This is a genomic window from Agrobacterium sp. 22-214-1, assembly GCF_053522465.1.
Genome location: NZ_JBNWCK010000001.1, coordinates 1,435,431 through 1,450,300 on the forward strand (window position 1 = coordinate 1,435,431; position 14,870 = coordinate 1,450,300).

Sequence of the window (14,870 nt, forward strand, 5' to 3'; positions counted from 1 at the left end):
ACCGGCCGTTCACCTCCCGGAACGCCGGTTGCCGACCAACGAACAGGATGAACGCCCATGTCCGCCGATTCCCGCATTCAGGCCATCACCGCCCGCATCGTCGAACGTTCCAAGCCCTACCGCGAGACCTATCTCGAGCGGCTGCGGCTGCAGGTTTCGAAGGGCGTTCACCGTTCCGTGCTTTCCTGCGGCAATCTTGCGCATGGATTTGCGGTCTGTTCCCCCGCCGACAAGGACATCCTTGCCGGCGACCGCGTTCCCAATCTCGGCATCATCACCGCCTATAACGACATGCTCTCGGCGCACCAGCCCTATGAGACCTTCCCCGCGATCATCCGCGATGCGGCCAAGGAAGCCGGCGGCATAGCGCAGGTGGCAGGCGCGGTTCCCGCCATGTGCGATGGCGTGACGCAAGGCCAGCCCGGCATGGAACTTTCGCTGTTTTCCCGCGACGCCATCGCCATGGCGGCCGGCATCGGCCTGTCGCACAACATGTTCGACGCCGCCGTCTATCTCGGTGTCTGCGACAAGATCGTGCCCGGCCTCGTCATCGCAGCCCTCGCCTTCGGCCATCTGCCCGCCGTCTTCGTTCCCGCCGGCCCGATGACATCCGGCCTGCCGAATGACGAGAAATCCCGAATCCGCCAGCTTTATGCCGAAGGCAAGGTCGGCCGCGCCGAGCTTCTGGAAGCGGAATCGAAATCCTATCACGGCCCCGGCACCTGCACCTTTTACGGCACCGCCAATTCCAACCAGATGCTGATGGAGATCATGGGCTTCCATATGCCCGGCTCCTCCTTCATCAATCCCGGCACACCGCTGCGCGATGCGTTGACGCGTGAAGCTGCCAAGCGCGCGCTGGCGATTACCGCACAGGGCAATGAATTCACCCCGGCGGGCGAGATGATCGATGAAAGATCCGTCGTCAACGGCGTCGTCGGCCTGCATGCGACGGGCGGTTCCACCAACCACACCATGCATCTGATCGCCATGGCGCGCGCCGCCGGCATCATCCTCACCTGGCAGGATATTTCCGATCTTTCCGACATCGTGCCGCTGCTCGCCCGCGTTTACCCTAACGGGCTGGCCGATGTGAACCACTTCCACGCCGCTGGCGGCATGGGTTTCCTCATCAAGCAGCTGCTGAAACAGGGCTTTGTGCATGACGATGTGCGCACCGTCTTCGGACAGGGTCTCGAGGCTTACACTGTGGATGCCATGCTTGACGAGAAGGGCGCGGTTGTACGCCAGCCCTCGCCCGAGCAGAGTCACGACCCGAAGGTGCTTTCCAGCATCGAGACCCCGTTCCAGCCGACCGGCGGTCTGAAGATGCTGACCGGCAATCTCGGCAAATCGGTCATCAAGATTTCCGCCGTCAAGCCGGAGCGCCACATCATCGAAGCGCCGGCTATCGTGTTCCACGACCAGCAGGAGCTTCAGGACGCGTTCAAGGACGGCAAGCTCAACCGCGACTTCATCGCCGTCGTCCGCTTCCAGGGACCGAAGGCCAATGGCATGCCGGAACTGCACCGCCTGACACCGCCGCTCGGCGTGCTGCAGGATCGCGGTTTCAAGGTGGCGCTGGTGACGGACGGGCGCATGTCCGGCGCTTCCGGCAAGGTGCCGGCCGCCATCCATGTCACGCCGGAAGCTTCCGACTGTGGCCCGATCTCGCTTATCCGCGATGGCGACATCATCCGTCTCGACGCCATTTCGGGAACGCTGGAAGTGCTGGTTTCGGCCGCCGAACTGGCGAAACGCGAACCGGCGCGCGCCGATCTTTCCGGCAATGAATGGGGCATGGGCCGCGAGCTTTTCGCCCCCTTCCGCCGCAATGCCGGTCCTGCCGATCAGGGCGCCAGCGTTCTGTTCCATTGATTTTTGATGGGCGAAGGCCAGGTGCGGCTTTCGCCTTTCAACCCCACTTTGCGGTATCGCCTGAATGCACGCCTCATCTCAGAGAGCTGACGCAGAAACCACTTTATTTCCCACGTCTTAAACGTCAGACTTGTCATGCGGCTGTGATGATCGCCCTTTAGGGCCTTCTCAGCCGGCTGCGGGACAGCGGTGCAGTTTCGGATGATGGGGCCTGACATGACGATATTCTCGAGCAAACGCCGCGATGTGCTGAAGCTTATGGCCGGCACCGCCCTGCTGCCGCTGATGGCGGCGGCGACGCCAGCGATGGCGCAGGACGTGGCGCTGCGTGCAATCGTCATCTCCGACCTGCATTCGGCCTATGAGCGCATCGGCCAGCTTCTCGCGGCCATCGAAACGCGCATCGCCGCCGACAAGGCGTCCCATATCATCTTGCTGAACGGCGACCTTTTCGAGATCGGCAATGCGGTGGCCGCGCGTTCGACCGGCGAAATCGAATGGACCTTCCTGGCGGCGCTCGCAAAGCTCGCCCCCACCGTCATCAATATCGGCAATCATGAGCCTGATATCGACAACGACCTTGCCAATTTCGTCAGCCGCGCACAGGCGCTCGGCATCACCGTGCTTTCCAACATCATCGACAAGCGCAGCGGCAAACCCTATGCCGCCGCCAGTGCCGAAGTGAGCGTCGGCGGGCGGAAGGTCGCTCTGGCGGGTCTTGCCACCAATGCGATCAACACCTATCCGAAGGCCACGCGCGAAATGCTGGACATTCCACAGCCGGTCGAATGGGCGAAAGCCAATCTGCCTGAGATTGTCAAACCGGATGCGATCAACATCGTTCTCAGCCATGCCGGCGTTGTCGCCGACCGCGATATACTGCCGCTCCTGCCGGACGGCACCCTCTTGGTCGGCGGCCATGACCATCTGAACTTCGTGCACGAACAGGGCGCCACCCGTTATGTCCATACCGGTTCATGGTGCACCTCCATGACGGTGGCAACGATTGCGGCTCCCGGTAAGGCTGCTGCCATAGAGACCGTCATGATCGATCGCAGCGCTCCCGCCTCCCCGGCTCTCAAGACGCTGATCGAACAGACACTCGAAAAGCACCTGACCGCAGAAGAACGGGCAATCGTCGGCAAATCCGCGAAGGCAATGACCGTCGACGAAGCCGGCCGCCGTGTGGCGCAACTCATCGCCGCAAAAACCGGTGCGGATGTCGGCTTCATCGGCCATACTTCGTTTGGCGCCGGCCTGCCCGAAGGCGATATTCGCCGCTACGATTTTAACGCCTCGCTGCGGTTCGACGGCAAGCTGATGGTGGCGGAAGTCGATGGCGAGGCGCTCGCCCAAATCCTCAAGCGCTGCAATCAGGATGGCGACATTCCGCTCGCCGTACGCACCGGCGACTATCTCTACGCCATGCCGGAAAAGCCGGAAGTGAAAGAGCGCTACAAGCTGGTCTGCAACGACTGGTCCGCCACCAACCAGAAATCCTATTTCGGCCGCAGCGACCTTGCGTTCACCGAGGTGCCGGATGTGAAGCTCAAGCAGACGGTTCTAGGCGGGCTTTCTTAAGACCCGCGTCGATCATCCGATTTTCAGAAAGACCGGATATCGAGCTTCCGGTCTCTATGCGCCGGATGCGTGCTGAACACGAAAATGCGGTCCAGTTCCTTCTGCGTCAGCATGCGCAGGAAGCGGACGTGGATGGTGTTGTTGGCGTTGACGCGCAACATCACGCAGCCGATCTTGGTGATGCGGGCGTCGGGAATATCGAGATAGAACTGGTTCGGCAGGTTATATTTCGTCAGCAGCGCCAGCACCGCTTCGGTCTGGGAGATGCGGATGACATCGCAGCGGCGCGCCGCCATGTGCATCACGGCCTTTTCGGTATATTCGATGCGTGCGGCGTTCATGGTATCTTCCATGCGAAACCGGCTTTCGCGGTCATACATGAAGGATTCTTCCTTGCTCAGGTAATGGTTCCTGATGACACCCGTACCGCTCTGCACGCCCAGACTCCCATGCTCGATCAATGGATTGAGACTAGGTCATAGTCTTTAACAATTCATATCAGCGCAGGCTTAAACAGACCGGAAGCGGGACATTTCCGACATTTTTCCACAGCGGCAAAAGGTCAGGAAAAAACCCCGGAGCGAGGAGGTTCCGGGGCTCGGTTTCGGTATCGATGGCAATTACCTGCGATAGGTCTTGCCGTCGGCGTCGAAGAGATGAAGCTTTTCCTGCGGGGCGGCAAAACGCAGGGTTTCGCCCTTGCCGACGGAAACGATGCCCGGCACCTTGACGATGATCGGCTCCTGCCCCTTGGGCGCTTCGAGATAAAGCAGCGTCACTTCGCCGAGCGCCTCGACGATCGCGACTTTTCCCTCAAAAAGATAATCGTCCCCGGTGACGATGCTCAGATCTTCCGGCCGCACGCCAAAGCTCGCCGCCTTGCCCTTTTCGGTTGCGGGCGTGGGAACATAAACGGCAAGCGTCTTGCCGCCGGCAAGTTCGATGGAGGTCTTTTCGCCGGTTCCGGTGATCTTTGCAGCGATGATGTTCATGGCGGGCGAGCCGATGAAGCGCGCCACGAAGAGATTGGCCGGCCTTTCGTAAAGTTCGAGCGGCGCACCCACCTGTTCCACACGGCCCGCATTCAGAACGACGATACGATCCGCCAGCGTCATCGCCTCCACCTGGTCGTGGGTGACGTAGATCATCGTCGTATCGGCCATCTGCTCGTTGAGCTTCGCGATCTCGATGCGGGTGGCGACACGCAGCGCCGCATCGAGGTTCGACAGAGGCTCATCGAACAGGAAGACCTTGGGATTGCGGCAAATGGCGCGGCCGATGGCGACACGCTGGCGCTGGCCGCCTGAGAGCGCCTTGGGCAGCCGCTCCAGATATTGCGTCAGTTGCAGGATTTCGGCGGCGGCGCGAACGCGGCGGTCGATCTCCTGTTTGTTCTCTTTCGCGATCTTCATGCCGAAGGCCATGTTGTCGTAAACCGTCATATGCGGATAAAGCGCATAGGACTGGAACACCATGGCAATACCCCGCCGCGAGGGCGGGATTTCATTGACGAGCTGGCCGTCAATATACATCTCGCCGCCGGTGATTTCCTCCAGACCGGCGATCATGCGCAGCAGCGTCGATTTTCCGCAGCCCGAGGGGCCGACGAAAACGATGAATTCGCCCTGTTCGATCTGAAGATCGATGCCGTGCAGGACCTTCACCTGCCCGTATGATTTGCGGATATCCTTGAGAACGAGACTGGTCATGGGTGTTCCTCCCTCATCTGTCAGGCGTAACGGGCGAAGAATGCGCCCCATGCCGGAAGTTCTACGCTTCTGCCTTCAAGACCGCTTGCAAAGCCGTGGCCTTCGAGAACCTCCCAGTTCCCTTCTGGCAGCGTGGTCTTTGCCGGCGTTGCGGACAGATTGAAGAGGCAAAGCACGGTTTCGTTGCCGAGTGTGCGGGTGTAGCTCAGCACCTCGCCCTCAACCGGCTGGAATTCGATGCCGCCCTTGGCAAAAGCGGGGTGCTTTTTGCGGAAGCTCAGGAAACGGCGGTAATGTTCCAGCACCGAAGCCTCGTTGCCCTGCTGGGCGCTGACGGCACGCTGCTTGTGCTCGGCCGGAATGGGCAGCCACGTCTTTTCCGACGTCGAGAAGCCCGCCTGTGCATGACCGGCATCCCACACCATCGGCGTGCGGCAACCGTCGCGGCCCTTGAATTCCGGCCAGAACTGGATGCCGTAGGGATCCTGCAAATCTTCGAAAGCAATATCCGCTTCGGTGAGGCCGAGTTCTTCACCCTCATAGATGCAGACGGAGCCGCGCTGTGTCATCAAGAGCGCCGAAAGCACCTTGGCGAAGGCGTCTTTGTCCTCGACATGCTCACCCCAGCGGCTGACATGGCGCACGACATCGTGGTTGGAGAAGGCCCAGCAGGCCCAGCCTTCCGGTGCGGCTTTCGCAAAATCCGCCTGCACATCGGCCACGCGCTGCGGTGTGAGCGCATCGGGGGCGAGGAATTCGAAGGCGTAGCACATCTGCATCTTGTCATCGCCGGAAGTATATTCGCCGACGATTTCGAGACCGCGCTGGCTATCACCCACTTCGCCCACGGCGGCGATGTCGGGGAATTCGTCCAGCACCGCACGGAAGCGCTTCAGGAAGGCGATATTTTCCGGGCGGTTCTTGTCGTAGAGATGTTCCTGGAAGTTATAGGGATTGACCGCAGGTGCCGTCGAGGCGTTGCGGCGCTCCGGCGCCAGTGCCGGGTTGTCGCGCAGCTCGAGGTCATGGAAATAGAAGTTGATGGTGTCGAGGCGGAAACCGTCGACGCCGCGCTTCAGCCAGAAGCGGGTGATGTTCAGCAGCTCTTCCTGAACTTCCGGATTATGCAGATTGAGGTCCGGCTGCGAGGTCAGGAAGTTGTGCATGTAATATTGCATGCGGGTCGGATCCCACTGCCAGGCGGAGCCGCCGAAGATCGACAGCCAGTTATTGGGCGGCGTGCCGTCCGGCTTGCTGTCCGACCAGACATACCAGTTCGATTTCGGATTGCTGCGGCTGGCGCGGCTTTCCACGAACCACGGGTGCTGGTCCGAGGTATGCGACATGACGAGGTCGATCATGACGCGGATACCGAGGCGATGGGCCTCGGCGATCAGGCCGTCGAAATCGGCAAGCGTGCCGAACATCGGATCGACATCGACATAATTCGAGACGTCGTAACCGAAATCCTTCATCGGCGAGGTGAAGAAGGGCGAAATCCAGATCGCATCGGCACCGAGGCCGGCAATATGCGCCAGACGGTCGGTGATGCCCTTGAGGTCACCAATACCGTCGCCATTGGAGTCCTGATAGGAGCGCGGGTAGATCTGATAGATAACAGCGCCGCGCCACCAGTCCTTGTTGGGCGTCAAAGCGGAAGTCACCGAAGCGGTCATGGAAGTGTCCTGTCTGGTATGGGCGTTCATGGAATAATCAGCCTCCCTTGACGGAGCCTGCGAGCAGGCCACGCACGAGATAACGTTGAAGGGCGAAGAAAACGCAGAGCGGCACGACGATGGTGACGAAGGCCGAGGCGGTGAGGATTTCCCAGTTGCCGCCGCGCGAACCGAGCAACGCGTTGAGCGCACCCGTCAGCACCAGCTCGTCCTTCTGCGTGCCAAGGAAGACCATGGCGACAAGCAGGTCGTTCCAGGTCCACAGGAACTGGAAGATGGCGAAGGAGGCGAGCGCCGGAAAAGACAGCGGCAGGATGATCTTGACGAAGATTTCAAAATCGCTCGCGCCATCCACACGGGCGCTTTCGATGATCTCCTTCGGCAGGCCGGAAATATAATTGCGTAGCAGATAGATGGCGAGCGGCAGGCCGAAGGCGGTGTGCGCCAGCCAGATGCCGGCATAGGTCTTGGACGGCACGCCGAAGATGGTGCCGATTTCATTATAGAGCCTGAGAAGCGGGATCAGCGACATCTGAAGCGGCACGACGATGAGGCCCACCACCATAGCAATCAGCAGATTGCGGCCGGAAAAGCTCATCCATGACAGCGCATAGGCGGCGAAGGCGGCAATGAGGATGGGGATGACGGTTGCCGGCACGGCGACGGTCAGCGAGTTGACGAAGGACTGGCCGATGCCTTCCGAGGTCAGGACCGTGCGATAATTATCGAGCGTGAAGACGGGCGGCGTCGCGACGGAGATATAGACGCGCTTGCCGCGAGAGCCTTCAAAGCTCGCAGCTTTGCTGTATTCGTAGGTGCCGTCCGTATTGACGAGCAATGTTTCGCCGTCACCGATATCGGCCGCCTCGCCGGCTTTGAACGCCGTGGGCTCCTGTACGCGAACGCCGAAGGCTGCGACCTTGCCGCCCTGTCCGCTTTCAAAAACATTGCCTGATATGACATAGCGGCTGCCATCCTGCTTCTGCACCGAAGCATCGGCGAGGCGAACTGCCGAGGTCTGTTCGGAACTGGAGAAGGCCGTCCACCAGCCGGAGACGGTGATCTGGTCCTTGTCGCGCAGCGAGCTGACGAGAATGCCGAGTGTTGGCAGGAGCCAGAGCAACACGACGACCAGAACGCTGGCATGGACGATGAGGCGCGGCAGGCCGACGCGGCGAAGGCGTTTGAAAATATTCATCTCAGCGGCCCTCCATCTCGCGGTTCGCCTGGCGGATGTTCCAGACCATGATGGGGGTGACGGCCGCCATGATGATGAGCGCGATGACCGCACTTCGGCCGCTGTCGCCACCGCCGCGGAACATCCAGTCGAACATCAGGTTGGCGAGGACCATGGTGTTCCATTGGCCGTTGGTCATGGTCAGCACGATATCGAAGACCTTGAGCACGAGGATGGTGATCGTCGTCCAGACGACGGCGATGGTGCCCCATATCTGCGGAACCATGATCTTCCAGAAGATCTGCCAGCCATTGGCCCCGTCGATGACGGCCGCTTCGATGGTCTCTTCCGGAATGCCGCGCAGCGCCGCCGACAGGATGACCATGGCAAAACCGGTCTGGATCCAGATGAGGATGATCATCAGGAAGAAATTGTTCCAGAAGGGCATGGAAATCCAGACCTCGGGATTGCCGCCGAAAAACTCGACGATGGCGTTCAAGAGGCCGATCTGCACCTGCCCCTCGGCACGGTATTCATAGATGAACTTCCAGATGACGGAGGCGCCGACGAAGGAGATCGCCATCGGCATGAAGACGATGGATTTGGCGATGTTGCCCCACCAGATGCGGTCGGTCATGACCGCGATAACGAGGCCGAAAAAGGTACAGGCGGCCGGAACGACGGCCAGCCAGAGAATATTGTTGAAGATCGACTGGCGGAAACCGGCATCGAAAAACGCCCAGCGATAATTGGCAAGACCGACGAATTCGCTGCCGGTCCGGTCATAGAAAGACAGGATCAGCGTCGCGATGACAGGGTAAACCAGATAGACCAGCAGGAGGATCAAAGCCGGACCGATGAACAGCCAGGGCCGGACGGCGGCGCGGCGATTGAGGTTGCGGGATGCCTGCAATACGTCTCCGGAGCGGACCGGAAAGATCGCCTGAAGCACCTTGTCGGATAGCCAGTAATAGGCAGCGCAGGCAAAGACCCCCGCCACCATCACGCCGATGGCCGAAACGAGTTGTTGAGCCATGTTCCCTCCCTTGATCCTCTCCGCGCCGCGCTGATTTATGCGGTCGTCGGGGCAGCGCCGTTGGTAAGGGCCCGGCAGTAAACCGCCGGGCCCGATCCGATATCTTTACTTCAGGCCGTCCCAGGCCTTCTGGATATCGCTGGCGACCTGATCGGCGGACTTGCCGCCGACGAAATCGATCATGCCGGTCCAGAATGCGCCGGCGCCGATCTTGCCGGGCATGAGGTCGGAACCGTCGAAGCCGAAGCTTGTCGCGGTCGTCAGGATTTCGCCCTGTCGCTTCATCTGCTCATTGGCATAGGTTTCGACATTCACGCCCTTATAGGGCGTCAGGAAGCTGGACTGCGCCATCCAGACCTCATGGGCGATCGGGGTTTGCAGGAATTCGACGAAAGCCTTGGCGGCAGGCGCTTCCTTGGTGATGGTGACCAGCGTGCCTGCGCCGAGAACCGGCTTGCCGAGGTCAGGCTTGGACGCGTAAGTCGGCATGTAGAAGAAATCCGCATCCGTTCCGACCTTGGTGCCCTCAGGGAAGAAGGACGGAATGAACGACGCCTGATGGTGCAGATAGCACTTCGGCGGAATGTCGAAGAGGCCCTTGGGGCTGTCGCGGAAGTCGGTGGAGGCCACGGCCGCGACGCCGCCGCTGACATATTTTTCGTTCTTGGCGAATTTGCCGAATTCGTTGATCGCCTCGACCACGGCCGGATCGGTGAACTTGACCTCGTTGGTCGTCCATTTCTGGTAGACGTCGAGCGGCTGCGTGCGCAGCATCAGGTCTTCCACCCAGTCCGTTGCCGGCCAGCCGGTTGCCCCGCCGGAACCGAGACCGATGCACCAGGGCGTGCCGCCATCGGCAACGATCTGGTCCGTCAGCTTGAACAGGTCTTCCATGCTCTCGGGCACCTTATAGCCCGCTTCCTCGAAGTTCTCAGGCACGTACCAGACGAGCGACTTCACGTCCGCCTTGAAAGGGAAGGCGAAATAGGCCTTGTTGCCGTCCTTGCCGTTGTAGCTGCCGAGATCGACCCAGGACTGGCCCGCGCCGTAATTTTCCTTGACCCAGTCGGCGGTCTTGTCTCCGAGCGGCACCAGGAACCCCTTGGCGGCCAGATCGGCCAGAAGGCCGGGCTGCGGCAGAATGGCGATATTGGGCGGCGAGCCCGCCTGCGTATCGATGACGATCTGCTGCTCGTAATTTTCCGACGAGGAGTAACGGACATTCACGCCGGTCGCATCGGCGAAATAGGCGAGCACCGACTGGAACAGGGCCTCGTCTTCACCGCGCCACGGGCCGAAAATCGTCAGCGTCTGGCCTTTCAGGTCGGCATGAGCCGCCTTGAAGTCCTCGTAGCTTTTCCAGTTGAACTTGGCGTCGCCGCCGGGTGCAAACTTCAGGTCGGCGGCAAAGGCCGCACCGGACAGCAAAGCCATGACGGCAGCCGTCGCCAAAAGAGTCTTCTGCATGTGATTTACCTCCCATCACATAAAAGGCTCAAAGCGTCCTCTCCAATCAAAGCGCTTTGGCTGCCTATTCATCTCATTGTCATCGAGACGGAGTCAAGAGGATCTTTCTGCGGAAACGTTGCAGTGCCTGATGAATAATCATATTTAATTCGGAAGGCGGCTATCCTTTTCGATTGAGAAATGCGGTGGAGGCTGGTAAAAATCTAAAGCGCTTTGGGAATTGAGGAGAGGCTTTGCCGTATTCTCGGGCGCGCGCATGGAGGAAATGAGAGACATGAACCTGAAACAGTTGTCGCAACTGCTGGGCATTTCGCAGACGACCATCAGCAGGGCGCTCAACGGCTATCCGGAAGTCAGCGCCGAAACGCGCCGCCGCGTCATGGAGGCTGCCGAAAAGACGGGATATCGCCCGAATGCGGCAGCGCAACGGCTGGCGACAGGCAAGGTCGGTTCCATCGGGCTTGTCATGCCGATTGGCGAACACCATCGTTCCGACGTGCATTTCGGCGAATTCCTGAGCGGTCTCGGTGAGGAAGCGTCGCGCAGCGGCTTTCATCTCGTCATCATGCCGACCGAGCCGGAAAAGGAGCGCGAAGCCCTGCGGGGGCTTGCCGCAAGCGGCAGCGTCGATGGCATCTATCTCGCCTATATGAAAAAGAACGACCCGCGCATCGCCATGATGCAGTCGCTCTCCCTGCCCTTCCTCGTGCATGGCCGCTCCGTTGGCGTGGAGGAGGACTATCCCTATCTCGACGTGGACAACGAGGGCGCCTTCCGCGATGCGACCCAGCTTCTCCTCCAGCTTGGCCATACGCGCATCGGGCTGCTGAATGGCCCGGAAGGCTATGACTTCACCTATCGGCGCTGTCTCGGGGTGGAAAAGGCGCTTTCGGCAAATGGCCTGACATTGCATGCGAACAACAAGAGACACAGCAGCATGACCGATGAGGAAGGTTATCTCGGCATGGAAGCGTTGCTGTCACGCCCGGAAAAACCGACCGCCATTCTCTGCGCCAGTACCGCGCTTGCGCTCGGCGCGATCCGCTCGCTCAATCAGCGGGGCCTGAAACCCGGCAAGGATATTTCGCTGATCGCCCATGACGACGTGCTGCCGCTTTTGAAACCGGATAATTTCTCCGTGCCGCTGACCACCACCCGCTCATCACTCCGGGCGGCGGGGGTGCGCGTGGGCCAGCGCCTGATCAACCGGATCAAGCTGAGCCAGACGGAGCCGCATCAGGAACTCTGGAAGGCGGAACTGGTGGTGCGTGCTTCGACGGGGCCGGCTCCGAAAACGTAAAAGGCTGGCCTCCATCCCCCGGCCGTCATACCGGCCTTGAGCCGGTATCCAGCCAGCCCAAGTCCTTGGGCTGAAAAGAGTCGTCTCGCCGCGCAGACGCGCGTCGGCTGGATTCCGGCTCAAGGCCGGAATGACGGAAGTGAGGGGCAGCGCACAAAAATTCCTGTGCCGTGTAGTTCGATTGAACGCGACAGGCTTAAAACTTCGGCGCGGCCTGTCCCAGCGCGCGATGGGCGGCGATGACGGTGTTGGCCATCAGCATGGCGATCGTCATAGGACCGACGCCGCCGGGAACCGGCGTGATGGCGGCGGCAACGGCGCTTGCCTCATCAAAGGCGACATCGCCAACCAGCTTGGACTTGCCTTCGCCCTTTTCCGGCGCGGGGATGCGGTTGATGCCGACATCGATGACCGTCGCGCCGGGTTTTACCCAATCGCCCTTGACCATAGCCGCGCGACCGACCGCCGCGACGAGAATATCCGCCGTCTTGCAGATACCGGCCAGATCCTTGGTGCGGGAATGCGCCATGGTCACCGTGGCATTGGCATTCAGCAGAAGCTGGCCCATCGGCTTGCCGAACAGGTTCGAGCGGCCGATGACCACGGCGTTGAGGCCGGAAAGGTCTTCGCCATGAATGCCGCGTACCAGAAGCATGGCGCCGGCAGGCGTGCAGGAAATGAGACCGGTGGCGAGATCGCCGGTCGCGAGCTTGCCGGCATTCAGCACGCTCAAGCCATCCACATCCTTCTCGGGCAGGATCGACTGGATGATCTCATCGGAATTGAAGTGTTTCGGCAGCGGAAGCTGCACGAGAATGCCGTGAATGGAGGCGTCGGCGTTCAGTTCGCCGACCAGCTTGAGAAGTGCGGCCTGGGTGGTTTCCTCCGGCAGCGTGTGCTGTATGGAGTTGAAACCGCATTGCTTGGCCATCTTGCTCTTGGAGTTCACGTAAGCGTGGCTGGCCGGATCGTTTCCGACGATGACAACCGCGAGACCGGGCTTTACGCCCTTTTCCGCCTCAAGCGCTTCTGCCGATTTGCGGACCGCCTCCGTTACCGAAGCCGCCTTCGCCTTCCCGTCAATCACAACTGCCATGCGTCCTGCTCCTGCTGGGTTACGTAGGCTCCGTATGGTGCCCCCTTCGCAGGAATGCAAGCGAAAATGCGGCGTTTTCAGGCTGTTTTGCGGTAGTCTTCGCGGCGATCGGCGTAATCGGCAAGACGCCCTCTCAGGAACGCCAGTTCGCGTCGCAATTCCATCAGTTCCTCGGCTTCGGCCTGGGCATGGTCGAAGTCTCCGGCCAAGGCTTCGGCCAGAAGCGGTGGAAGTCCGGAAGAGGCCGGATCAGCACTCCTGACCGTGCGGTTGCCCATCAGGACCTGCCGCACGCGCTCGTCCAGCGGCATGTCGTCGTCGTCATTGACGGCCTCGCCGTAATAATCGGCAAAGCCGTCTTCCTCCGGCTCGATGTTGTCCTCTGCGGCAAGATCCGGCAGATCGTCGAACACCGCCGGCTCGATCGGTTCGAATTCGGAAATCTGCAGAGACTCGACCGGCGGCTCGACGGAGGATGGAGGTTGCGCGCCCTCTTGGATGAACAATGCGCCCTCCTCTTCCTCGTCATGGCGACGGTAGCTCAGGAGATAAAGACTGCCCAGCAGGCCGATCAATGCACCGCCGCCCGCCAGCATGGCGGCTTGCGTCAGATCGCGGGTCAACTCGCCGGGTGCCGCCTTCTTCGTCAAACGGGTTTCGACCGCGGGCGTGGCGGATGCGGACAGGTCGCGGCGTTCGCTTGCCTCGAGATAGGCATTTCGCGCCGTTTCCAGTTCACCCTGCAATCTGGAGAATTCGCCGGGGGCGACACCGAGTTCGTTCAGGCGGTCGAGGTATTTCTTGTGCTCGCCATTGGCGGTCGCGATCTCCTGAGAGATGCGCTTTTCATCCGCCCGCAGGCCTTCCAGCAATTGCCGCAATGCGGGGGCGGCAAGCGCCTGTGCGGCATCCACCGCATTCTGGGCGGCGATGCGGCGGGGGTGTTTCGGACCGTAATCGACCGAAACCGCAGCAAGCGCCATGCTGGCGGTCGAATGCTTCTGTCTGATATCCTCAAGCGCCGAAAAACCCACGCCAGCCGGCAGAGGCTTCGCAAAGATATCATTCGGCTTCAGCGCCGAAGCCGCCGTCAGATCGGCCTGAATGGACACTTGCTGCCGGGTGGTTCGCGCCAGATTGTCGTTTACGTCGCGCAGCTGCTGTTCGAGTTGCTGCGCCTCGGCCATCACGGTGTCACCGTGGCGCATCTGGAAACCGTTCAGCGCCGCTTCCGCTTCATCGAGTCTTGTCCGCGCCCTCTCCGTCTCGCGCATGGCGGGCGTCATGGTGCCGGCCTTGCCATCCGCGATCACGCGCATCGAAAGATAATCGGTCAGCCGCATGGCGGTTTCCGGCGTTGCGGCCTTGCCGGTCACGATCAGCGTATTTTCATCCGGGGTCAGTTCCAGCCGGATCGCTTCGCCCACCGCACCGTTCAGCGCCTCCCGCTCGGATAGCGGACGCGCATCCGCGCCGGTCAGAAGGTCGAAAAGCAGGCCAAGCTCGCCCTGATTGCGAACGCCGACCATATCGGCGGACTTCAGCTTGAGATCGGCGGTTATACGGTCGAGCCCGGAGGGTGAAAGCAGGGTACGACGCGCCATGGCCAGAAAGCGGCCCGCATCGGGGGCATCGTAAGCGGTCTGGGAGACCTCGATCCGGGCCTGCGAAACATAACCACGAAAACCGGAATCGACAAGCAGAAGCGGAAGGGCAGCCCCAGCAACGGTGGCGGCGGCGATGCAGCCGGACGTCAGGAGCCGCCGACAATGTCTGCGCCATTGCGATACGGGCGCAGCGACATCATCCTCGTCAGGGCGGATCGCCATCATATCCGGATTGTCATCAACCATCTGAAGCCGTCTGCCGCCCTCGGTGCCGCCCGCAACGGGCGACTGTCAAAACCTTACGAGAGGTTAAAGGATCGTGGCAAACAAATGGTTAACGCAA

Annotated in this window: 11 protein-coding genes; 3 read left to right on the plus strand and 8 right to left on the minus strand. The window is 60.8% G+C overall.

Annotation, left to right across the window (positions count from 1 at the left end; genetic code table 11):
• The first annotated feature begins 57 nt into the window (after positions 1 to 57).
• Complete coding sequence (gene edd / locus ACQZ5G_RS07200; protein ID WP_142778690.1) at positions 58 to 1,878, plus strand: phosphogluconate dehydratase; 1,821 nt, start codon at positions 58 to 60, stop codon at positions 1,876 to 1,878.
• Positions 1,879 to 2,094: 216 nt separating this feature from the next.
• A complete protein-coding gene (locus tag ACQZ5G_RS07205; RefSeq protein WP_035236050.1) occupies positions 2,095 to 3,459 on the plus strand; it encodes a metallophosphoesterase in 1,365 nt (454 codons plus the stop codon).
• Between the two features lie 23 nt (positions 3,460 to 3,482).
• On the opposite strand, the gene ACQZ5G_RS07210 is transcribed toward ACQZ5G_RS07205, so the two are convergent.
• The 6 genes from ACQZ5G_RS07210 to ACQZ5G_RS07235 all read right to left on the minus strand — a co-directional run bounded on the left by ACQZ5G_RS07210 (position 3,483) and on the right by ACQZ5G_RS07235 (position 10,524).
• Entirely contained in the window at positions 3,483 to 3,839 is a 357-nt protein-coding gene (locus tag ACQZ5G_RS07210) for a hypothetical protein (protein ID WP_035236048.1), read from the minus strand.
• A gap of 240 nt (positions 3,840 to 4,079) precedes the next feature.
• Positions 4,080 to 5,168, minus strand: coding sequence for an ABC transporter ATP-binding protein (locus tag ACQZ5G_RS07215; protein WP_425647852.1), 1,089 nt, complete (start codon positions 5,166 to 5,168; stop codon positions 4,080 to 4,082).
• A gap of 20 nt (positions 5,169 to 5,188) precedes the next feature.
• Complete coding sequence (gene bglA, locus ACQZ5G_RS07220; protein ID WP_448737301.1) at positions 5,189 to 6,844, minus strand: beta-galactosidase BglA; 1,656 nt, start codon at positions 6,842 to 6,844, stop codon at positions 5,189 to 5,191.
• Positions 6,845 to 6,881: 37 nt separating this feature from the next.
• Positions 6,882 to 8,042, minus strand: coding sequence for a carbohydrate ABC transporter permease (locus ACQZ5G_RS07225; protein ID WP_142172954.1), 1,161 nt, complete (start codon positions 8,040 to 8,042; stop codon positions 6,882 to 6,884).
• Position 8,043: 1 nt separating this feature from the next.
• On the minus strand, positions 8,044 to 9,057 hold the full coding sequence (locus ACQZ5G_RS07230) for a carbohydrate ABC transporter permease (protein ID WP_004432574.1): 1,014 nt from the start codon (positions 9,055 to 9,057) through the stop codon (positions 8,044 to 8,046).
• A 105-nt stretch (positions 9,058 to 9,162) separates the two neighbouring features.
• Positions 9,163 to 10,524: an ABC transporter substrate-binding protein gene (locus tag ACQZ5G_RS07235; protein ID WP_004432572.1), complete on the minus strand. Its 1,362-nt coding sequence runs from the start codon at positions 10,522 to 10,524 to the stop codon at positions 9,163 to 9,165.
• 274 nt (positions 10,525 to 10,798) lie between these two features.
• Between ACQZ5G_RS07235 and ACQZ5G_RS07240 the strand changes: the two genes are divergently transcribed.
• Positions 10,799 to 11,824: a LacI family DNA-binding transcriptional regulator gene (locus ACQZ5G_RS07240; protein WP_004432570.1), complete on the plus strand. Its 1,026-nt coding sequence runs from the start codon at positions 10,799 to 10,801 to the stop codon at positions 11,822 to 11,824.
• 196 nt (positions 11,825 to 12,020) lie between these two features.
• Here ACQZ5G_RS07240 and folD read toward each other — a convergent pair whose 3' ends face one another.
• Together folD and ACQZ5G_RS07250 are read right to left on the minus strand one after the other, a co-directional pair.
• Positions 12,021 to 12,920, minus strand: coding sequence for a bifunctional methylenetetrahydrofolate dehydrogenase/methenyltetrahydrofolate cyclohydrolase FolD (folD, locus tag ACQZ5G_RS07245; RefSeq protein WP_004432568.1), 900 nt, complete (start codon positions 12,918 to 12,920; stop codon positions 12,021 to 12,023).
• A gap of 77 nt (positions 12,921 to 12,997) precedes the next feature.
• Positions 12,998 to 14,773 carry a GumC domain-containing protein gene (locus ACQZ5G_RS07250; RefSeq protein ID WP_004432566.1) on the minus strand — a complete coding sequence of 592 codons (1,776 nt, stop codon included), beginning with the start codon at positions 14,771 to 14,773 and terminating at the stop codon, positions 12,998 to 13,000.
• Positions 14,774 to 14,870: the final 97 nt, after the last annotated feature.